Origin of the sequence: Mycolicibacterium agri (assembly GCF_002553505.1) — a bacterium.
Taxonomy (GTDB): Bacteria; Actinomycetota; Actinomycetes; order Mycobacteriales; family Mycobacteriaceae; genus Mycobacterium; species Mycobacterium agri.
In genome coordinates, this window is sequence record NZ_PDCP01000007.1 from 93,186 (window position 1) to 113,546 (window position 20,361).

Annotated in this window: 21 protein-coding genes; 11 read left to right on the forward strand and 10 right to left on the reverse strand. The window is 66.0% G+C overall.

Annotation, left to right across the window (positions count from 1 at the left end):
• Positions 1 to 3: 3 nt before the first annotated feature.
• The gene (locus tag CQY20_RS05995; RefSeq protein ID WP_097938975.1) at positions 4 to 747 is read left to right on the forward strand and encodes an ABC transporter ATP-binding protein; all 744 of its coding nucleotides are present in this window, start codon (positions 4 to 6) and stop codon (positions 745 to 747) included.
• 292 nt (positions 748 to 1,039) lie between these two features.
• Here the strand turns inward: CQY20_RS05995 and CQY20_RS06000 are convergent, their stop codons facing one another.
• The 7 genes from CQY20_RS06000 to CQY20_RS06030 form a co-directional block, all read right to left on the reverse strand.
• On the reverse strand, positions 1,040 to 1,912 hold the full coding sequence (locus CQY20_RS06000) for a fumarylacetoacetate hydrolase family protein (protein WP_097938977.1): 873 nt from the start codon (positions 1,910 to 1,912) through the stop codon (positions 1,040 to 1,042).
• A complete protein-coding gene (locus CQY20_RS06005; protein WP_097938979.1) occupies positions 1,909 to 2,970 on the reverse strand; it encodes an Ldh family oxidoreductase in 1,062 nt (353 codons plus the stop codon). Before CQY20_RS06005 ends, CQY20_RS06000 begins: the two co-directional genes overlap by 4 nt.
• Positions 2,967 to 4,034, reverse strand: coding sequence for an amidohydrolase family protein (locus CQY20_RS06010; RefSeq protein ID WP_097938981.1), 1,068 nt, complete (start codon positions 4,032 to 4,034; stop codon positions 2,967 to 2,969). Before CQY20_RS06010 ends, CQY20_RS06005 begins: the two co-directional genes overlap by 4 nt.
• Positions 4,027 to 5,106, reverse strand: coding sequence for a Gfo/Idh/MocA family protein (locus CQY20_RS06015; protein WP_097939066.1), 1,080 nt, complete (start codon positions 5,104 to 5,106; stop codon positions 4,027 to 4,029). Before CQY20_RS06015 ends, CQY20_RS06010 begins: the two co-directional genes overlap by 8 nt.
• 37 nt (positions 5,107 to 5,143) lie before the next feature.
• Entirely contained in the window at positions 5,144 to 6,286 is a 1,143-nt protein-coding gene (locus CQY20_RS06020) for a Gfo/Idh/MocA family protein (RefSeq protein WP_097938983.1), read from the reverse strand.
• A complete protein-coding gene (locus tag CQY20_RS06025) occupies positions 6,283 to 7,299 on the reverse strand; it encodes an amidohydrolase family protein (protein WP_097938985.1) in 1,017 nt (338 codons plus the stop codon). Before CQY20_RS06025 ends, CQY20_RS06020 begins: the two co-directional genes overlap by 4 nt.
• A gap of 194 nt (positions 7,300 to 7,493) precedes the next feature.
• Positions 7,494 to 8,237 carry an IclR family transcriptional regulator gene (locus CQY20_RS06030; protein WP_097938987.1) on the reverse strand — a complete coding sequence of 248 codons (744 nt, stop codon included), beginning with the start codon at positions 8,235 to 8,237 and terminating at the stop codon, positions 7,494 to 7,496.
• A 144-nt stretch (positions 8,238 to 8,381) separates the two neighbouring features.
• On the opposite strand from CQY20_RS06030, the gene CQY20_RS06035 reads away from it, so the two are divergent.
• The 9 genes from CQY20_RS06035 to CQY20_RS06075 are packed head-to-tail and all read left to right on the forward strand — an operon-like array spanning position 8,382 to position 16,339.
• Positions 8,382 to 9,401, forward strand: coding sequence for an ABC transporter substrate-binding protein (locus CQY20_RS06035; protein WP_097938990.1), 1,020 nt, complete (start codon positions 8,382 to 8,384; stop codon positions 9,399 to 9,401).
• Entirely contained in the window at positions 9,398 to 10,273 is an 876-nt protein-coding gene (locus CQY20_RS06040; protein ID WP_097938992.1) for an ABC transporter permease, read from the forward strand. Before CQY20_RS06035 ends, CQY20_RS06040 begins: the two co-directional genes overlap by 4 nt.
• Entirely contained in the window at positions 10,274 to 11,068 is a 795-nt protein-coding gene (locus tag CQY20_RS06045) for an ABC transporter ATP-binding protein (protein ID WP_097938994.1), read from the forward strand. It begins immediately after the preceding gene.
• Positions 11,065 to 11,859, forward strand: coding sequence for an ABC transporter permease (locus tag CQY20_RS06050; RefSeq protein WP_097938996.1), 795 nt, complete (start codon positions 11,065 to 11,067; stop codon positions 11,857 to 11,859). Before CQY20_RS06045 ends, CQY20_RS06050 begins: the two co-directional genes overlap by 4 nt.
• Positions 11,856 to 13,034 carry a CaiB/BaiF CoA transferase family protein gene (locus CQY20_RS06055; protein WP_097938998.1) on the forward strand — a complete coding sequence of 393 codons (1,179 nt, stop codon included), beginning with the start codon at positions 11,856 to 11,858 and terminating at the stop codon, positions 13,032 to 13,034. The genes CQY20_RS06050 and CQY20_RS06055 overlap by 4 nt, the downstream gene beginning before the upstream one ends.
• The gene (locus tag CQY20_RS06060; protein WP_097938999.1) at positions 13,031 to 14,023 is read left to right on the forward strand and encodes an amidohydrolase family protein; all 993 of its coding nucleotides are present in this window, start codon (positions 13,031 to 13,033) and stop codon (positions 14,021 to 14,023) included. Before CQY20_RS06055 ends, CQY20_RS06060 begins: the two co-directional genes overlap by 4 nt.
• The gene (locus CQY20_RS06065) at positions 14,020 to 14,976 is read left to right on the forward strand and encodes a cyclase family protein (protein WP_207767247.1); all 957 of its coding nucleotides are present in this window, start codon (positions 14,020 to 14,022) and stop codon (positions 14,974 to 14,976) included. The genes CQY20_RS06060 and CQY20_RS06065 overlap by 4 nt, the downstream gene beginning before the upstream one ends.
• Complete coding sequence (locus CQY20_RS06070) at positions 14,976 to 16,004, forward strand: amidohydrolase family protein (protein ID WP_097939001.1); 1,029 nt, start codon at positions 14,976 to 14,978, stop codon at positions 16,002 to 16,004. The genes CQY20_RS06065 and CQY20_RS06070 overlap by 1 nt, the downstream gene beginning before the upstream one ends.
• Positions 16,001 to 16,339, forward strand: a complete 339-nt coding sequence (locus tag CQY20_RS06075; protein WP_163701655.1) for a cupin domain-containing protein — start codon at positions 16,001 to 16,003, stop codon at positions 16,337 to 16,339. The genes CQY20_RS06070 and CQY20_RS06075 overlap by 4 nt, the downstream gene beginning before the upstream one ends.
• A 6-nt stretch (positions 16,340 to 16,345) precedes the next feature.
• Here CQY20_RS06075 and CQY20_RS06080 read toward each other — a convergent pair whose 3' ends face one another.
• The 3 genes from CQY20_RS06080 to CQY20_RS06090 form a co-directional block, all read right to left on the reverse strand.
• The gene (locus CQY20_RS06080; protein WP_272938798.1) at positions 16,346 to 17,545 is read right to left on the reverse strand and encodes an MFS transporter; all 1,200 of its coding nucleotides are present in this window, start codon (positions 17,543 to 17,545) and stop codon (positions 16,346 to 16,348) included.
• Between the two features lie 95 nt (positions 17,546 to 17,640).
• Positions 17,641 to 19,278 carry a monocarboxylic acid transporter gene (locus tag CQY20_RS06085; RefSeq protein ID WP_097939004.1) on the reverse strand — a complete coding sequence of 546 codons (1,638 nt, stop codon included), beginning with the start codon at positions 19,276 to 19,278 and terminating at the stop codon, positions 17,641 to 17,643.
• Entirely contained in the window at positions 19,275 to 19,622 is a 348-nt protein-coding gene (locus CQY20_RS06090; protein ID WP_097939006.1) for a DUF485 domain-containing protein, read from the reverse strand. Before CQY20_RS06090 ends, CQY20_RS06085 begins: the two co-directional genes overlap by 4 nt.
• A gap of 115 nt (positions 19,623 to 19,737) precedes the next feature.
• Here CQY20_RS06090 and CQY20_RS06095 point away from each other — a divergent pair, with 115 nt between their 5' ends.
• The gene (locus CQY20_RS06095) at positions 19,738 to 20,361 is read left to right on the forward strand and encodes an HhH-GPD-type base excision DNA repair protein (RefSeq protein WP_097939007.1); all 624 of its coding nucleotides are present in this window, start codon (positions 19,738 to 19,740) and stop codon (positions 20,359 to 20,361) included.

Consider the following 20,361-nt stretch of genomic DNA (forward strand, 5'->3'; position numbering starts at 1 on the left):
CGCATGGCTGACATCACGATCGACCACCTGCACAAGGAGTTCGGTCTGGGCGCCGACAAGGTCGTCGCGCTCGAGGATGTGAACCTGAGCATCGGCGGGCACGCGTTCGTCTCGGTGGTCGGGCCGTCGGGCTGCGGCAAGTCGACGCTGCTGAACATCCTGTCCGGTATCGACGTGCCCACCAGCGGCAGGGTCACCATCACCCAGGACGGGCGGCCTGCGCGTGCCGGCTACGTGTTCCAGGCCGCGCGGCTGCTGCCGTGGCGCTCGGTGATGGACAACATGTTGTTCGTGCAGAAGGACCGCAGCGAGGCCACGCGCAAACGCTGCCAGCACTATCTGGAGATGGTGCAGCTCGGCGACAAGGGCTCGAAGTATCCCGGCGAGCTGTCGGGCGGCATGCAGCAGCGCGTCGGCATCGCGCGGGCGTTCTCCACCGAACCCGACGTGCTGTTCATGGACGAGCCGTTCAGCCATCTCGACGCCATCACCGCGCGCACGTTGCGCAAGGAGCTGCACACGATATGGGCCGACACGGGTAAGACCGTCGTGTTCGTCACCCACGACGTGGGTGAGGCCGTCGAGCTGTCCAACCGAATCCTGGTGTTCGCCAAGGGCGGTCGCCTGGCCGACGACATCGACGTCAAACTGCCGTTCCCGCGCGACGTGGCCGACAGCGAGGTCGCGCTGATGAAGGCCGACGTGTTCAAGACGTTCGAGAACCTCGGCGCCATGGCCGTCACCTAACCCACACTTGCCCGCCCTCTTTGCGCCCTCTTTACGCGCACCTTGTTGCGCCCCTCTTTGCGCCCAAACCGACATTTGGGCGCAAAAGTGCGAGTAAGTCGCGCCATTTCGTCGATCTCGGCGGGCCCTTAAGGAGATTTCGGCAGGGCTAGGGAGATCTCGGCAAGGCTAGGGAGATCTCGGCGGGCCAGTGCCGTCACCTAGGCCATTGCTCGCGAGCGTGAAACCTCAGCGATTTTTCGGCCGATTTTTCGCAGAGGCTTCACGTTGGGCGGGCCTGGCTGGGTGCGACTCAGGCGCAGGGGTTGGTCAAGGTGCCGATGCCGTCGATCGTCACTTCCATGACGTCGCCCGGCGCCAGAAACCGCGGCGGGTCGTAGCCGATACCGACACCGGCAGGCGTACCCGTCGCGATCATGTCGCCGGCCTGCAGTTGCACCGCGGCCGATATCGACGCGATCAGCGAAGGGATGTCGAAGATCAGGTCCTTGACCGGCGCATCCTGCCGCAGTTCGCCGTTGATGCGGGTCTGCACCCGCAGCGAGCCGACGTCGTCGATCTCGTCGGCGGTGACCAGCGCCGGCCCGAGGGGGCAGTAGGTCGCGGCGCTTTTGCCGATGAAGAACTGCACATGACGCTTCTGCAGATCACGAATGGTGACGTCGTTGACGATCGTGTAGCCGTACACGTGGGCCGGTGCGTCGGCCTCGGACACGTGATACCCGCCGGGGCCGAGGACGACGCCGAGTTCACCCTCGTAATCGCTTGTGCCCGTGGCGTCGTCGCTGACACGAACGGCGTCGCCGGGTCCGACGATCGCCGACAGCGCCTTGGTGAAGATCACCGGCGCATCGGGCACCGTCTGTTTGGCCGACGCGTCGAAGCCGCTCCCGGCGAACTCGCGGGCATGCTCGTGGTAGTTCTTGCCGACGCACATGACGTTGTTGCGTGGACGGATCGGCGCGAGCAAGCGGCTGCCGTCCAGCGGAACCCGGCCACCGCTACGCAGCACGGCGGCCGCGCGCTCGAGTCCTTCGGCGCCCAGCGCGACGAAGTCGACCATGTCCACCGGCAACGAGGGGTCGGCCGCCAACGGCACGATGTCCTCGCCGTCGAGTACACCGATCGCAGGACCGCCGGCCGAGGCGAACGTCACCAGTTTCATTGCGTCTCCACCGTTTCGAAGGGGGAGTCGACGCCGAGTTCGACCCCGAGCTCGTGCAGTTCCTTCACCAGATGATCGGGCACCGGCACACCGTTGGCCTGGCTGTCGGCCTGTACCCGCGCGGCCTCGTCGCCAGGCAGACGAACGGGTCGGCCGTTGCCGCTGCGCGATCCGCGCAGCGCGTCGAGGTGCCGCGTCAGGTCGGTCAGCACCTCGTCGCCGGGCCGGAACAGGTCGGGCCGCAGCACCAGGATCGCCTGCCCGGTGTTGGTCGGCGTGCGCAGATCGCGGCGATGGTCGACGACGTCGGCGCCGAACGCCGCGCCGTTGAGCACGCCCGCCAGCAGGCCGATCGCGATCGTCAAGCCCGAGCCCTTGTATCCACCCATCGGCAGCAGGAAGCCCTCGCCGGCACGGCTGGCATCGGTGATCGGGTTGCCCGCGGCGTCGGCGACCCAGCCTTCCGGCATCGGTTTGCCTTCCCGGGCGTGCACCTTGATGGTGCCGTGCGAGGTGGCCGTGGTGGCGATGTCGAGAACGAACGGTGTTCGCTTGGTGGGCATCGCGATTGCGATCGGGTTGGTGCCCAGCAGCGGCTCGGTGCCACCCCACGGCGGCATGCCGTTGGCGTTGGCGACCGCGAAGTACAGTCCGACGAGTCCTGCGTCGGCGGCCATCTCGGCGTACAGCCCCGCCGCGCCCGCATGGTTGGAGTGCACGGTGCCCACCCACGCCACGCCCGATGTCGACGCCTTGGCGATCGCGATCTCCGTCGCCTTGGTCATCACGACTTGGCCCAACCCGTTGTCGCCGTCCACCTGAGCGGAGACCGGTGTTTCGTGCGTGACGGCGATGTCGGGCCGCAGGTTGATGCCGCCCGCGCGGATGCGTTCGACGTACGCCGCCAGCCTGATCAGCCCATGTCCGGAACGTCCGCGCATGTCGGCCTCGACGAGCCGCGACGCGGTGATCGTCGCATGCTTGGGCAGGACTTCGTTGGCGCGCAGGATGTCTGCGGCGAATGAGATCAGTGTCGCCGCCGGAACACGTGTCGTCATGTCGGAACCTTGATGTCGAAGAGCCGGGCAGCGTTCTGGCCGATCACGCGGTCGCGCTCGTCCTCGCCGAGGTCGACTGCCGCGAGGAAACCCACGGGATCAACCGTACTCATATCGAACGGGTAGTCCGTGCCCATCAGGACATGATCGGCGCCGAGGTCGCCGACCAGCTTCTCGACCATGCGCGGGTCAAAGACGTTGGTGTCCACGTAGATCGACCGAAGCACTTCGCTGGGCGGCACGTCGAGGTGGTGGCGCAACTCCGGACGCACCCGCCAGGCGTGGTCGGTGCGGGCGATGTAGAACGGCAGGTAGCCGCCGCCGTGGACCACCATGACCCGCAGATCCGGATGCCGACGCCACACCCCGCCGAGGATCATCCGGGTGACCGCCAACGTGGACGCCAGCGGCATGCACATGACATTGACCAGGTAGTAGTCGGTGAACCTCTGCCCGTGGGTGAAGCCCTGCGGATGCAGGATCACCGTCATGTCGAGTTCGACGACCGCTTCCCAGACCGGATCGAACCGCCGGTCGTCGAGATCGCGGCCGAGCACATCGGCGCTGATCTCGACGCCGCCGAAGCCGAAGTCGCGGCGCGCTTCGCGCAGCGTCTCCACCGCCAGCGCGGGGTATTCCATCGGCACGTTCGCCACCGCCGCGAAGCGGTCCGGCCAGCGCGCCACCACCTCGGCGAACCGCTCGTGCTGAATGCGGTTGACCCGCAGCGCCTCCGACTCGGGAAGCCAGTAAAAGTATTCTGTCGGCGGCACCGACAGGATCTGCATGTCCACACCCTGGGCGTCCATGTCGGCGAGTCGCTGCTCGGCGTTCTCGAACTGGGCGGTGTTCAGCGGGCTGGCCCGGTACTCGGCGTTGTAGCGCAACGTCTCCTCGGAGGAGTGCAACGCGCGTGGCTCGAATTCGGGCCGGTAGAACGGTTTCGCGACGGCGGCGGCCGACTGCACCGACAGGTGGGTGTGCGCGTCGATGCACAGGCCGTGGTGGCGCGGCGCCCGCGATGGTTCGATGCGCGGCGCCAGCTCCGGCCACCACTCAGCCACGGTCGACGTACGCCTCCGCGAGGGCCAGGCCCATCTGTTCTCGGCTCAGCGGCAGCTCGACCACCTGATTCAGCTCGGCCGACAGATCCGCGGCCATGTACACCTCCATCGTCACGCGGGCCAACCGCGGGTCGACCATCACGGGTCGATCCAGGGCGACGGCCTCGACGAAATGGATTGTCTCTCTTTCCATCGGGCCCTCGTACATGTGGTCGACGTACTCACCGGGCATGGTCGACAACGGGAACTGGATGCCGTCGGCGACCGTGTTGAGCACGATATCGCGGTGGCTGGCGTCGGCGAGTACCGCGCCCTCGGTGCCGATCACCTCCATCCAGATGGTCGACGCGTTGGGGTAGTGCGGCGGCAGGGACATCCCGGCCCCGACGGTGACGACGACGCCGTCGTCCATGGTGACGACGTGGTACTGGGTGTCGGGCGCGCCGTGCGTGGCTTGGCGTACGCCCCAGGCGTTTTGGGAGTAGACCCGCACCGGCCGCCGCGGTTCAAGACACCAGAACGCGAAGTCGAGATCGTGGGTGGCCTCCATCGCGGCGGGGGAGAGCTTGGTGCGCGAGCTGATCTTTGCGCCCAGTGTGCGGGTGATGTGCCTGCTCAGCAGGATGCTCGTGACCTCGCCGAGCGTGCCTTGGTTGATCGCCCGCTTGATCATCGCCGGCTTGGGGTTGAACCGCTGGGAATACCCGATGGTGAACTTCAGCGACTTCGCCTCGGCGAGTGCGATCAGCTCGTCGGCCTCGTCGAGCGTCAACGCGATCGGCTTCTCCAGCAGCACATGCTTGCCGGCCTCCAGCGCCGCCTTGGTCATCGGATGATGCAGGTCCTCCGGTGTCGCCGACACTGCGACGGCGTCCACGTCGGGATTGGCGACGATCTCCTCCCAGTTCGTCGTGGCGACGGCCGGATTGGTCTGCGCCGCAACCTCTTGCAGACGATCGGGTTTGACTTCGGCGATATGCAGTTGATCGACGAGCGGGCTGCGCGACGCCGCGATTGCGCGGATCCCGCCGCACCAGCCGGTGCCGATGATGCCGAGGTTGATCTGCTGCATGTTCATCCTTCTCGTCGGGAGCTCACCTGAGAGCCCGTTAGGAACCCAGCCCGGCGACCAATTCGTCGGGGCTGATCGGCAACGACACCGGCCGGCCGGTGCGCGCCGACAGGTCCATCGCCATGGTGTGGATGAGGTTCGCGTGGCCGTCGGCGGCCGTCGCATGCGGAGTGTCGATGCCGCGGCACACCCGGGCGAACCACGTCGTGGTCTCCTCGCGCATCGGCCCCCACAGCATGCCGTCCGACACGTCGCCGGGCGGGTAGCTGCCGATGAAATCGACGTGGCGCTCCATCGGCGGCGCGAACCCTCGGCTCGTATATCCGGCAGGCTGGCCGACTTCCGATGCGAGAATGACGTCGCGGTGGGTGTCTTCGACGTCGATGACACCGCGGGTTCCAACGATGCCGATCTCCAAACCGTAGACGGCGCCGGGCCATACCGTCGGCAGCGCCCAGTTGATGTTCATGCTGAACACCACGCCGTCGTCCATGGTGAAGATGCCCGAGGTGCCGTCCTTGGTGCCGATCGGGCCCAGTGTGCGGTCGGTCGAACGGGCGTACACCTCGACGGGCCTGCGCCCTTCCATCAGCCACATGCACATGTCGAGGCTGTGTGTGCCCGAAACCACCATCGGTGTCAGGTTTTTCGGGTCGGCCACCTTGCGCAGGGTCGCCTCGGGAACCATACGGTTCATGAACGCCCGCGTGACAACCGTTGTGACATCGCCGATCTGGCCGTCGCGCAGACGCTGCTTGACGGTCTGGAACCGGCGGCGGAACCGCTGCGTGTAGCCGACCACGGCGTCGATGCCCGCATCCTCGATCGCCGCCAACACGCGGGCCGAGTCGACCGGGTCGGTCGCCAGCGGCTTCTCGATGAACATCGGCACGCCCAGCTCGACGGCGCGCATGATCGGCTCGACGTGTACCTGCTCGTCAGTGGCCACGATGACCGCGCCCACCTCGGGGCGGGCAAGAAGTTCGCCGAGGTCGGTGGTGGCGAAGTCGGCGCGCACGTCGTCGGCGAGCGTCTTGAGGGTCGGCTCGTCGATGTCGCACAGGCCGAGCCAGTCGATGCCGGGATATTCGCGGGCCAGCACGGCGCGGATGCGCCCGACGGTGCCGCAGCCGATCACCGCCAGTCCGACGGTGCCGTGCGCCCGCAACGCGCCGCTCATGACAGCCCCAGCAGCCGCGCGGCGTTACCGCCGGCGATGAGGTCGATCTGGGCCTGGTCGACGCCCTCGACCGCGCCGAGCAGCGCGAGCGGGTCGTCGTCGCCCATGTCGTAGGGATAGTCCGTGCCGAGCAACACATGCTCGGCGCCATACAGCTTCACCAAATACTCCAACTGGCCGGGCTCGAAAACCATTGTGTCGAAGAAGAATTTGCGCAAATAGCTGGTCGGTGGCTGGGGGACGCCCTCGCGCACGTCCTCGCGCGCATGCCAGCCGTGATCGATCCGCCCCGCATACGCGGGCAGGTAGCCGCCGCCGTGCACCACGAGGATCTTCAGGTCGGGATGGCGTTCGACCACGCCGTTGAAAATCAGGTGTGCGGTGGCCAACGTCGCCTCGAAGGCGTGGCCGATGATGTTGACGAAGTTGTGGTCGGCCATCCGCTGCGCGTGCGTGGCGCCCTGGGTGTGGATGACGACGACGAGTCCGAGCGCCTCGACCTCGGCCCAGAACGGTTCGAGGCGCTCGCTGGAGATCTCCTCGCCTTCGACGTGCGTGCCGATCTCGATGCCCCGCATGCCGAGTTCGTTTGCCAGATAACGCAATTCCTGGATGGCGGCGTCGGTGTCCTGCAGCGGCACGGTGCCCAGCGGCTGGAACCGGCCCGGGTACTTGGCCGTCGCCTCGACGAACTCCTCGTTCGTCAGCCGCGCGACCTTCGCCCCGAGTTCGGCATCGGCCCAGTAGTAGTACTGATACACCGCCACCGCGACGGCCTGGACGTCGACGCCCATGCGGTCCATGTCGGCGATGCGGACGTCGAGCATCTCCATCTTCGGCTTGATCGTCTCGAGTTGACGCCGGTTCACCGCCTGGGTGGTGGGGTTGCCATGCCCGAGCGGAACCTTTCCGGCTGCGCGCGCGGCATCGGCCATGATCTCGGCCGCAGGTGCGCACTCGCGATGGCAATGGATGTCAATGACCGGACCGTCGCTACGGAACGCCCGCTGCATGCTGTGTTTGCCTCCACCGGTTGGGTTGCGTCGATCGGCGTCGCTTGTGGCGAGCGTAGGACGCCGATCACCGCCTCACACTGGCGTCAGGCGTGAATGTGCGCGGGCCGGTCTCCCGCCCGACGGCATGGATCGTCGGCGCCGCGGGGTTCGACCGGTCTTATCTGCGCGCCGAGTGACGGGTGCCGAACGCCTCAGTGCGCGCCGATCGCTTCGGTGATCTCGGTGGCGCATTGGCGCAGCGCGGCAAGCCATCGCTGCTCGTCAGCGAGTGAATGACACCGGGTTTCAGGCCCGTAGACGCCGAGCGCCGAGACGCCCCACTCGGCCGCGGCGTCCTGAATCGGCACCGCCATCGCCGCGGCCCCGACCGTTCGCTGACTGTGCGTGGTTGCCCAGCCCTGCTCACGGATTCGCTCGCATTCCAGCTCGAGTGCCTCGGGCGAGGTGATTGTGCGGTCGGTCAGCGCGTCAAGATTCTTGGCCAGAATTCGCGCCCGTTGCTCGGCCGGCATATGGGCCAACAACAACAGGCCACTGGCTCCCGCGTGCAGGGGGCCTGCCTCCCCGAGGCCCAGCACGAGCCGAAGTGGCTGGGTCGAGGGGAATTCCTGAACACAGGTCCGATGCGATCCGAAGATCCGGCTCAGCGTGGCCGTCTCGCCGAGTGTGTCGCGCAGTCGCATCATCGGCCCCGCGGCGGCCACGATCACGGCATCCGAGGTGAGGTACTGGCTGGCCAATCCCAGGATCGCCGGGCCCAGGGCATAGCCGCCATCCGGGGTCCGGCGGACCCAGGAGCCATGTTCAAGGGAACGCAGAAAACGCAGAACGGTGGGCTTCGGCAGATCGACTACCGCGGCGACCTCCGTGAGTTTGCGACTCGGGTGGCCGCCCAACGCCCGCAGTATCGCGAACGAGCGCTCCTGACTCTGCATTTCAGTGAGTGTACCGATGCTGTCATCTATCGAAACAAAACCGCGCCGCGTTCATCCAAGATTCTCTTGACGTGCTTCGTGACCCGTGCCACAGTTACGTAGATTGTAATTCGTGTTTCGCTCACTGAAATCCACGGAGGCGGTATGTCCCGGACACGATTGATGCGAATGCTGACGGGGCTATCCGCGGCCGCGTTGGTGTTAAGCGCTTGTAGCTCTGGGGGAGACAGCGGCGGGGAAGGCGGCGAAACCCTGCAGGCGATCGCGGGCACCAACGTCGACTTCATCTCACTGGTTCCGATCGCGGCGTGGAAACTCCTCGAGGAACAGGACGGGATCAAGGTCGAGCAGCGCTTCGTCGAGGACGGTGCCACGGCCATTCAGGCGATGCAGCAGGGCGCCGCGGTGATCGGCACCAACATCGGTGTCAACACCGGTGTGCCCGCCGTCGACAACGGTGCCGCCATCGTCGACGTCGTAGGCACGCAGCGGCCGACGTGGGCGCTCGCCGTCCGACCCGACATCAACAACTTCTCCGATCTGAACGGCAAGAAGATGGGGGTGCACGGCGAGACGTCGTTCACCCGAGCGGTCGCCCAGTACTACGCGCAAAACGAAGGGTTCGAATACGAAGAACTGATCATTCCCGGCAGTGACGTCCGCGCCGAGGCCCTCGCCAGGGGCCAGATCGACGCCTCGGTCATCGATCTGCCCGACGTCGTCCAGTTGAGCAAGGAGTACCCGGGCTCGTTCAAGGTGCTGTCCACCTTCGGTGAGCAGTTCCCCGACCTGATCGAGCAGGACCTTTGGCTGGATAAGCAATGGGCGCAGGATAATCCCGAAACCGCGACCAAGGTGGTCAAGGCCATCGTTCAGGCGAATCGCAAGCTGACCGAGGATCCGGCGTGGGGATTGGAGATCGCCAAGGAAGCCCTGCCGGATATGGATCCCGAGGTTTTGAACGAGCTTGTCAACGAGTACTCGGAGCGCAAGATCTGGTCGACCGACGGCGGCATCACACCCGAAAAGGCCGTCACCACACTGGAATTCTTCGACAATATCGGAGAGATCGACGTCGAGTCGGTCGATGACTCGACGATCAACAAGTACTTCGACTTCACCTACTTGCAGAACGCTCTAAACGAGCTGGACGGAAACAAGTGACGGCACGCACCGACAGTGGTGCCCGGCCCGTCGGCCGCTCATCTTCGGCAAGGCCGGTCGACCCGGCCGGTGGAGGCGGCCAATCGACGCCTCGTCCAGGCTTCTTCGGCACCCGCCGGCTGCGCATACTGGTCGGCGCCGGCTCCCTGGCCGCCGGCGCGCTGGTGTGGCAGATCTACGGAATGCTGCAGATCAACAACCTGCTGATTCCGACCTTCACTCAAGCCGTCGCCGCACTGTTCGAGCAGATGGGCACAGCGGAATTCTGGCAGAGTTACGCGAAAACCTTGGTGCCGTTCGTCTTCGGATGGCTGGGAGCACTGGTGATCGGCATCGCGTTCGGTGTGGCGATGGGGCTCGTACCCATCCTGGAGAAGGTGTCCATGCCGTACTTCGCCTTTCTCAATGCGCTGCCGGTGTCGGCGCTGGTGCCGCTGGTCGTCATCGCGTTCGGTCTGAACGTCATCGCCGGAGCCTCTTTGGTGTTCCTGTTCGCGATCGTGGACGTGGTGCTCACATCGGCCGCCGGCGTGCGCTATGTCGACAAGGACATGGTGGAGATGGCGCGGTCGTTCGGGATGGGCCGACTGCGCCGATTTCGCCGAGTGATCTGGCCGGGAGCCATGCCAGGTGTGATGGCGGCGGTGCGTGTCGGCACCGGCCGTGCGATCGTCGGCATGGTGGTCATGGAGTTGCTGCTGGTCTCGTCCGGCGTCGGCAAGCTCATCACCCGATACAAGGACACGTTCCAAAGCGCCCAACTCTATGCCGTCGTGATGTCGCTCGGCATCTTCGGACTCGTGATGCTCGGCGTCACCCGGGCGCTCGAACGTCGTGCCCTGAGCTGGCAGCCAGCGAGAAAGCAGAGCTGAATGCTGAAATTCGACAACGTCTCCGTAACCTTCAGAAAGCGTGACGGACAACCCTTTCAAGCGCTTGAGGACGTCTCGTTCGACATTGCCGACGGCAGCTTCGTGGCGCTGATCGGCCCGAGCGGCTGCGGCAAGACCACGCTGCTGAAGATCGTCGCGGGCCTGCAGAAGGCGACATCGGGCCGGGTGGAGATCGACGGCGCGACGATCACATCACCGGGACCCGACCGCGCGCTGGTTTTTCAGAATTTCGTTCTGCTGCCCTGGTACGACGTGATCACCAACGTGGCGTTCGGACTGGAAGCACGCGGTGTCGGTAAGGCCGAACGACTGGCCAGGGCTGCCGCCGAGCTGAAGAAGGTGGGTCTGGCCGGCTTCGAACACCACCTGCCCCACGAGCTTTCGGGCGGCATGCAACAGCGGGTCGGCATTGCGCGCGCGCTGGTGGTAGAACCCCGGATCATCCTCATGGATGAGCCCTTCGGTGCTCTTGACGCGCTGACCCGCAGCGTGATGCAACGAGACCTCGCGGCCATCTGGTCCGAGGAGGGCAACGACCGCACCGCCGTTTTCGTAACCCACAGCATGCAGGAAGCGGTGTTCTTGGCTGACCGAATCGTCTTGATGAACACCCGCCCGGGCCGGGTCGAAGAGGTCATCGAGGTACCGTTCGAGCGTCCGCGCGGTGAAGGCGTCACTCGGTCGGCGGAGTACCGCGACTTCGTCGACTACCTGTCCTCCCGACTGGAACAGATGCAGCGTACCGACATGCAACCCACCGAGCTCCCGGCATGACAGCAGCTGTTACCACTCGAACTGAACGCGGCCGAATTCGATTCAACCGCAGCCAACTCGGCGACAGCGCGCTGCCGGTGATCAGCGTCATCTGTTTCGCGGCGCTGTGGGAAATCGTCGGCAGACTCGAACTGTCACCCGCGGTGCCGCCACTGTCAGCTGTGCTCGGCGCGATGAAGAACGTCTTCCTCGACGAACGCTTCCAAGCAGCCGCGATCAACACCGGCATCTCGGTGATCGTCACGTTCTTCCCGGTCGTCGTGCTCGGCACGCTGATCGGCGCCGCCATGGCCAGCAACAAGTTCATCGAGTGGGCGGGAGCGCCGTATCTCAGCCTGTCGCTGTCGATTCCGCTGGTGAGCCTGATCCCGATCTTCATGCTGGTGTTCGGTCTCGGCCGAGGGACCATCATCGCCGTGATCGTCGCCTACTCGCTGCCCGCGGTGATCGTGAACACGCAGTCCGGGATAGAGAGCGTGGATCGCGATCAGCTCGACATGGCCCGGTCGTTCGGCGCTTCGCGGCTGCTGGTGTTCCGCCGGGTTGTGCTGCCCTCGGCGTCGGCGCTGATTCTCGCGGGCGTCCGCGTCGCCGCAGGCCGGTCGATCAAAGGAGCGATCATCGCCGAACAGGTGATCGGGTTGATCGGCCTCGGCGGATTGATTCAGCGTTACGGCGGGGCGTTCGCCGTCGAAAACCTCTACGCTGTCATCTTGTTCATCGGCGTCGTCGGCGTCCTGGTCGTGCGGTTGATCGGTTTCGTCGAGGGTCGATTCGCGGTGGCCCGATGAACGATTCGCGGCCGCCGTTGCAAGGGCTCGTCGTCGTCGATTTCACGCGTGTGCTCGCCGGACCACTGTGCACGATGATCCTGGCCGACATGGGTGCCGAGGTGGTGAAGGTGGAGCGGCCCGGCGTCGGGGACGACACACGCGAGTGGGATCCGCCCGCCGCCGGTGGGGACGCCACCTACTTCCTCAGCGTCAACCGCGACAAAAAGTCCATCGCCGTCGACTTGTCCACGCCCGAGGGACGCAAGGTCGCCATCGACCTGATGGCCGGTGCCGACGTCGTCGTCGAGAACTTCCGCACCGGCGTGATGGACCGCCTGGGACTCGGATACGACGTGATCGCCGAACGCAATCCACGCGTCGTGTACTGCTCGATCCCGGCCTTCGCCGGCTCGTCGTCGCCAAAGCCTGGCTACGACCTGCTCATGCAGGCCCAATCCGGCCTGATGTCGCTGACCGGGACGGAGGGTCCGACCAAGGCCGGTGTCGCGTTGCTCGATGTGATCACCGGCCTGTACGCGACCACCGGCATCTTGGCCGCCCTGGAAGCGAGGCGTGAAACCGGTGCGGGCCAACGGGTCACAGTGGGTCTCTACGAAGCGTCGCTGGCCGCACTCGTCAACCAGAGCGCGGCGTTCCTGATGGCCGGGCAGGTCTCGGGGCCTGCTGGCAACGCCCATCCCAGCATCGTGCCGTACCAGGCGTTCACGGCGCGGGACCGGTCGTTCGTGCTCGCTGCGGGCAACGACAAGCTGTTCCGCGAAACGGTCGAGGCGGTGGGTCGTCCCGAACTGGCCGACGATCCGCGGTTCGTCTCCAACAGTGCTCGGGTCGAGCATCGCGACGAGATCGTCGGCCTGTTGTCGGCTGCGTTCGCCACCCGCGACGCCGAGCACTGGGTGCGCGAATTGGACGCCCGCGGAGTTCCCGCGTCGTTGGTCCGCACGCTCGACGAGGTTTTCGCCGCGCCGGAGTCACAGCATGCTCTCGCCGAGGTGGCCGACGCCAAACGCGGCACATTGCGCTATGTGCGTACACCGATCGAGTTGTCTCACACAGCTTTACGCCCGCCCACCGACCCGCCTCCGGATCTCGGCGAGCATACTGATGCGATCCTGACCCGCCTCGCGGCGGCGAAACCGAACCCTGACGACTCGGGAGGAGAAGGCACGTGAGCGATCGCGTGGTGGACCTGCATACGCACTTCTACACCGACGGCTACTTGAAAGCGGTGGAAGCGGCGCCGAGCACCGACGTCTACCGCCGCGAGGACGGCCGGTTCGTGTGCCGGTGGCATGGCGGCGTGGCGTTGACAGTGCCGCAGCCACACCCAGGAGTCGCGCAGCGGCTGGAGATGATGGACGAACTCGGCATCACCATGCAGGTGTTGTCCGTGCCGTCTCCCAACGCGTATTTCCTTCCCGCGGCAGAGGGCCGAACGCTGGCGGACACGGTGAACGAGGAGTTCGCCGAGATCTGCCGCGAGAATCCGGACCGGTTCAGCTGGCTGGCCATGGTGCCCATGCAGGATGTGGGGGAGGCGATCGCGGCCGCCGACCACGCGATCGACCAGCTCGGCGCCAAGGGGCTCCACCTGTTGACCAACGTCAACGGGACCTACCTTGATGAGCCGATTTTCGAGCCGTTCTGGGAATACGCGAATTCCCGTGAGCTGCTGGTGTATCTGCATCCGACGGTGCCCGAATGCCAGGCGTATGAGCCGCACGCGCTGGCCATCGCGATGGGCTTCTTCGCCGACACGAACCTCAGCGTCGCGCGGCTGGCCTACAGCGGAGTGTTCGCCCGGTATCCCGCTATCCGCTGGGTGATTTCGCATCTGGGCGGGACGCTGCCGTTCATGCTGCCCCGACTGGACAGCTACTGGCGCCAGTTCCCGGCGGCGAACGAGCGCTGCCCGGAACCGCCCACGTCATACATCAAATCGTTGGTCTTCGACACGGCGTCCAGCCATCGCCCCGCACTCATCTGCGCCTGCGAGACATTCGGACAGGAGCGGTTGGTGTTCGGCACCGACCATCCGCATGTGCCGGGCGGCAGCGGGCCCTACCTCGAGGCGCTCGAGGTGCTGGCATTGACCGGCGAGCAGCGCTCGGCCCTGCTGCACGGGCGCGCCGATCGTCTGCTGGCGGGAGAGCGGGTGTGAGCGCGTCCGAACCAATCATCGTTGCGCACAAGGCGGTTAAGGGCCAGGTCTCGATGTCGCCTTTCGGGGCCGATGACCAGATCGGCATGCTCAACCTGCTCACCGCGGAGTCGACCCGCGACGTGCTGGCCCGCGCCGACGGCGGCCGCGTCATCGACCTGTCCGTCGACGTTTTCGTCGGCATGCCGACGTGGACGGCGGGCGGCGAACCGCCGTTCCAGATGTGGATGGAACACACACCCCGCGGCAGCGCGGTCGACGACCCGATCGGTGTCGGCCGGGCGCAGAACGAATACGTGAGTTGGTCGGCCGACGCGATGTCGATGTTCGTGCACAGCGGCACCCACATCGACACCCTCAACCATTTCGGCTACGACGGCCGAATCTGGAACGGGTTCAGCGCCGACGAGTATCTCGGCAGCAAGCACTGGAAAATCGCCGGCGCCGATGCGTTTCCGCCGATCATCGCCCGCGGCGTGCTGGTCGACGTGGCCGCCGTCCATGGGGTCGAGGTGTTGCCCGACAGCTATGCAATCGGGCGAGCCGACATCGAGTCGGCAATGGAGCGACAGGACGTCGAGTTGCAGGTGGGTGACGTCGTCTGCGTGCGCACCGGACGTGGCAGCGTGTGGCCCGACGCAAATCGCTATCTGCCGCGCGAACCTGGTGTCAATCTCGAAGGCGCGACGTATCTCGCCGAGGCCGGTGCCATCGCGATCGGAGCCGACAACATCGCGCTGGAAGTGCTGCCCTCGCCCGACCCGGACAACTGGATGGCCGTGCACACCTATCTGTTGGCCGAATGCGGTGTGCCGATCATCGAAGTGCTTGACCTCGAGGAGCTGTCACGTCAGCGTCTGTACGAATTCGCCTTCGTGGGCGCCTGTATGAAGATCCGGGGCGCGACGGGCGGGCCGATGCGTCCGTTGGCCATGCCGTTCAAGGAGAGTTGATGGCTGAGCAGAATCGCGTGACCGATGTGCACGCGCACTACATTCCCGTCGACGCCGTCGACCTGATGAGTACCGGGCGAGTGCCCGTCGCGCTGCACGAAGACAACGGCGTGCCCGGCTGCATCGGGCTCAACGGCATGCGCGTCGGCGCGACGATCGACGCTTTGAGCAACGTCGAGTCGACGCTCGCGGCCATGGACGCCGCCGGGGTCGACGTGCGGGTGCTTTCTCCGCCGCCCTTCACCTACCGCTACTGGGCGGAGCCCGATGAGACCCTGACGTTGCACCGTCGGCTCAACGACGCGACAGCCGAAGTCGTTGCGCGCCACCCCGATCGCTTCATCGGTCTGGCGACGGTGCCAATGCAGGCGCCCGATATTGCCGTGGCTGAACTCGACAGGGCGCGCAACGACCTGGGGCTTGTGGGAATGACCGCAGGCACGAACGTCGCGGGTGGCAACCTCAGCGACGACGGCCCGTCAACGGTGCTCGCGGCGCTCGCGGAGCACGGCGCGCCGCTGCTGGTGCATCCGGACTTCGTGCCCAACGAGCGGATCGCGCAACACTATCTGGTCAACCTGCTCGGCATGCCGCACGAATCCTCGATCGCGCTTGCCAACCTGATTCTGTCCGGCAGGATGGCCGAACTATCCACGCTGCGGGCGTGCTTCGTGCATGGCGGTGGTACATTGCCCTATCTGATCGGCCGGCTCGACAAGGGCTGGGCGGTGCGGCCGGAGACCAGGTCGGCGACCACCGTGCCGCCGTCGGAATCCCTCGACCGGGTCTGGTTCGACAGCCTCACGCATTCCCCGCTCGCGCTGCGCTATCTCATCGACCTCGTCGGTTGCGACCACGTCGTCGTCGGGTCCGACAGTCCCTTCGACGTCGAGGAGGCGCAGCCGCTGCGCCGGTTGCGCGAATGTCCCGGCCTGACACCGGAGGAGGAGGCCGCGATCGTCGACGCGTCCGCGACGGCCTGGCTGCGCGGCGTCGAGGCCGTCACATCCGGAAGTGCCGTCCGGTGAAGGTCGTTCGGTTCGACGAGTCGCCGACGTTCGAGCCGCGCGGCCACGCGGGCGTGCTCAACCACGCCTTGGTCAGCACGCAGTGGCACGACACCGACGCGGTGAGCGTGTGGTGGGGCCGGTTCGACGATGGCGGCGCGTCCGACCTGCACCGCCACGCGGGCGCCACCCAGGTTTATGTGGTGCTGGACGGGGAGTTCGTCGTCGACGACGGTGAAACCGAACTCCGTCTGGGTCCTCGCGACACCGCGATCATCGGCCCGGGTGAACCGCATCGGATCCGCGCCGTCGGGAACTCCGAGGTGATGGTGATCACCACCCCCGGTCTGCGGTAAGGACTTTCAGGCGCTGATTTCGCGTCGCGCGTCGCGCGCTTCCCGGGTCAGAATCGCCACCAGGCACATCGTCGCCAGGATGGCCACGATCACCGCGAAGTTCAGCCCGGCCGCGCGCAGCCCCCACACCTGGGAGGCCAGGCCTTCGCCGACGACCGGCAGCGCGATCGCGACGTAGACGACGATGAAGTAGGTGGAACTGACCTCGGCGCGACGATCCGTGGGGGTGCGCTCCATCACCGCCGCCAGGCCCCTGCTGAAGCTGATGCCTTGGCCGACGCCCGAGATGACGGCGGCCAGGATGACGCCGATCAGCGAGGAAAGGTGCAGCGCCACAGCAAGAGTCACCATGCCTGCGGCCAGGATCGCGCAGCCGATGGCGACGGCGCGCTCCGGCGCCAGACCGGTGGAGACGATCTGTGCCACCGCCGACACCGCGAAGATCGACCCGACGACCACGCCCGCGACCGCGTGGTTGTCGATCCCGACGATGTTGGCCAGAAATGACGGTGCCACCGCGGTGAACAGGCCCGTCACCGCGAATCCGGCGAACGCTGCAACGGCGGCGATGAGAAAGACCGGACGCACTTCGGGCGGAACCGAGATGCGCTGCACCGTGATCCGGCCGTGCCGAGGTGAGGTCTCCGGAGCGATCGCGACGGCCACCGCGGCCAGCACCGCCAGCACGATGTGAACCGCGAAACTCAGCCGCAACGGCTCGGGCGCGTACTCGACGAGCAGACCCGACAGCAGCGGGCCGATGCCCAGCGCGCCGACATTGGAGACCGCCGCCACCGACGACGCGCGGCCACGCCAACTCGGCGGCGCCGCTTCGATGACCGCCGCCGTCGCGGTGCCTGCGAACAGGCCCGCCGACAATCCGGACAGCACCCGCCCGACGAGCAGCACCGCAACCGAATCCGCCGACAAGAACACCGCGGCGCTGGCCACCGCGAACCCGATTCCGGCCCACAGAACCGGCCGCCGCCCGATCGCGTCGGACCAGCGCCCGAACAGCACCAGCGCGACGAGCACGCCGCCGGCGTAGGTGGCGTAGATGACCGTCGTGGTCAGCACGGTGAAGTGCATGCGGTCGGCGTAGAGCGGATAGATCGGCGTCGGCAGCGTGGTACCCGCCATGACCGCCGCGAATGCGTAGGCAAGCAGCGGAAACGCCAGGCGTGCTCGTCGAGTCGTGGTAGGCACGTTCTCTCAGAGCGGATCGGCTCGCTGCGTTATTCCGATCGCGTCGCGACTGTGATGAGTCGCTCAGGCGGCGCGCCCGCGTGTGCCGCTGTCGCTCAGTGCGCGACGGCCTTCTCCGCGCCGACACCGGTCAGCGACCGCACCTCGAACTCTGCGCTGATCTCCGGGTCGCCGCGATCGGACGAGGTCAGCGTGCCGATGATGCCCAGGACAAACGCCAGCGGAATCGACACGATGCCCGGATTGGCCAGCGGGAACCAGGCGAAGTCCACATTCGGCAGCATGGCGCTCTTCGCGCCGGACACCGCAGGCGAGAAGACGATCAGCACGATCGTGGAGATCAGCCCGCCGTACATGCTCCACAGCGCCCCGCGGGTGTTGAACCTCCGCCAATACAGCGAATACAGAATCGTCGGCAGGTTCGCGGCGGCCGCCACCGCGAACGCCAGCGCCACCAGGAACGCGATGTTCTGTTCGGCGGCCAGGATTCCCAGCGCGATCGACAGCACGCCGATCACCACGACCGTGATGCGGGATACCCGCACCTGCTCGCTCTCGTCGACCACGTGGGTCTTCATCACGCTGGCGTAGATGTCGTGCGCGAACGACGTTGCCGCGGTGATGGTCAGGCCGGCGACCACGGCCAAGATGGTGGCGAACGCCACCGCCGAGATGATGCCGAGCAGAATCACGCCGCCGAGTTCGAACGCCAGCAGCGGCGCCGCCGAGTTCTGCGCGCCAGGCGCGGCCAGGATCCGGTCCGGGCCGACGAGCGCTGCCGCGCCGTACCCCAGTGCCAAGGTGAACAGGTAGAACGCGCCGATCAGCACGATCGCCCACACGACCGATCGGCGAGCCTCCTTGGCGGACGGGACCGTGTAGAACCGCATCAGCACGTGCGGCAGACCCGCGGTGCCCAGGACAAGCGCCAGCGCCAGCGAGATGAAGTTGATCTGCGAGGTCAGCGACGCGCCGTACTGGGCACCGGGCGCGAGCACGTCACGGGCGGCGACGGCCTCGTTGGACGAGCCCGAGACCGCCGTCTGGGCCGCACCCAGGATCGAGGAGAAGTTCACCCCGAACTTGGCCAGCACCATCACCGTCATCAGCGCCGCACCGCCGATCAGCAGGACGGCTTTGATGATCTGCACCCATGTGGTGCCCTTCATGCCGCCGATCAGGACGTAGACGATCATCAGAACGCCGACGACCGCGATGACCAGTGCCTGGCCGAAGTCGCTGGACACGTTGAGCAGCAACGCCACCAGTCCGCCCGCGCCGGCCATCTGGGCCAGCAGGTAGAACAGGCACACCGCCAGGGTGGTGGTAGCTGCGGCCAGCCGAACGGGCCGTTGTTGCAGCCGGAAGCTCAGCACGTCGGCCATCGTGAATTTGCCTGCGTTGCGCAGTAATTCGGCGACGAGCAGCAGCGCGACGAGCCAGGCCACCAAGAACCCGATCGAGTACAAGAAACCGTCGTAGCCGTAAACGGCGATCGCACCGGCGATTCCGAGGAAACTCGCCGCCGACAGATAGTCGCCGGAGATCGCGATGCCGTTCTGCGGTCCGGTGAACGCGCGTCCGGCGGTGAAGAATTCGGCGGCGGTGGCGTTGCGCTTGCTCGCGCGGATAACGATGTACAACGTCACCGCGACGAACAGCAGGAAGATGCCGATGTTGGCGACGGGATTTCCGATCGTCGCGGCGTCTGCGGCTGACACGTTGACGGTCATGAGGCGTCGCCTTCCATCTTGGCGCGGATGGCCTCGGCGCGCGGATCGAATTCGCGGTTAGCCCACCGGACATAGATTGCGGTGATGAGGAATGTCGACAAGAACTGGCCCAAACCGATGATCAGGCCGATGTTGATGTCGCCCCACACCTTGGTGGCCATGAAGTCGTGCGCGAACGCGCCCAGCAGAACGTAGATGAAATACCAGACGAGGAACAGCGCACTCAGCGGAAAGACGAACCGGCGCAACCGACTTCGCAATTCTTGGAACTCTGGACTGGCTTGTACAGCGACGAATTGCTCACCACGCGCGGAGGCTGCGCGCGGAAGGTCGGTATCGGACACGCGGACTCCTGACCTCGATCTGAAATTGTGCAACGGACAGCATCCTATGACCTAGCTCACAGAAAAGTGTTCCCAGCCAACATCGCGATCAAACCGCCGATCTAGACTGAACGCCGTGGCGAAACTTCAGCTAGCTCAGGACCCGGCGGCCGATGAACTGCTCGAGTCCAACCCGTTTGCGTTGCTGGTAGGGATGCTTCTCGACCAACAAATACCCCTCGAGGTGGCCTTCGCCGGGCCGAAGAAACTCGCCGACCGAATGGGTGGGCTCCACGCTCGCGAGATCGCCGATTACGACCCGGAGAAGTTCGCTGAAATCTGCGCGCAACGCCCTGCCGTGCACCGTTTTCCGGGGTCGATGGCGAAACGCATTCAGGCGCTGGCGCAGATCATCGTCGACCAATACGGCGGTAACGCCGCTGCGGTGTGGAGCGACGGCGACCCCGACGGGCGCGAACTGCTCAGACGGCTGCGGGAGTTGCCAGGATTCGGTGATCAGAAAGCGCGAATCTTCCTTGCGCTGCTGGGCAAGCAGTACGGTGTGACGCCGAAAGGCTGGCGTGAGGCTGCCGGCGACTACGGCAAGGCCGGCTCCCACCTGTCGGTTGCCGACATCGTCGATGCCGGGTCACTGGAGAAGGTGCGCTCGTACAAGAAGCAAATGAAGGCCGCTGCTAAAGCCTCAACCAAGACGTCGGCCAAGGCCTCAACCAAGACGCCGACCAAGGCCAAGAAATAA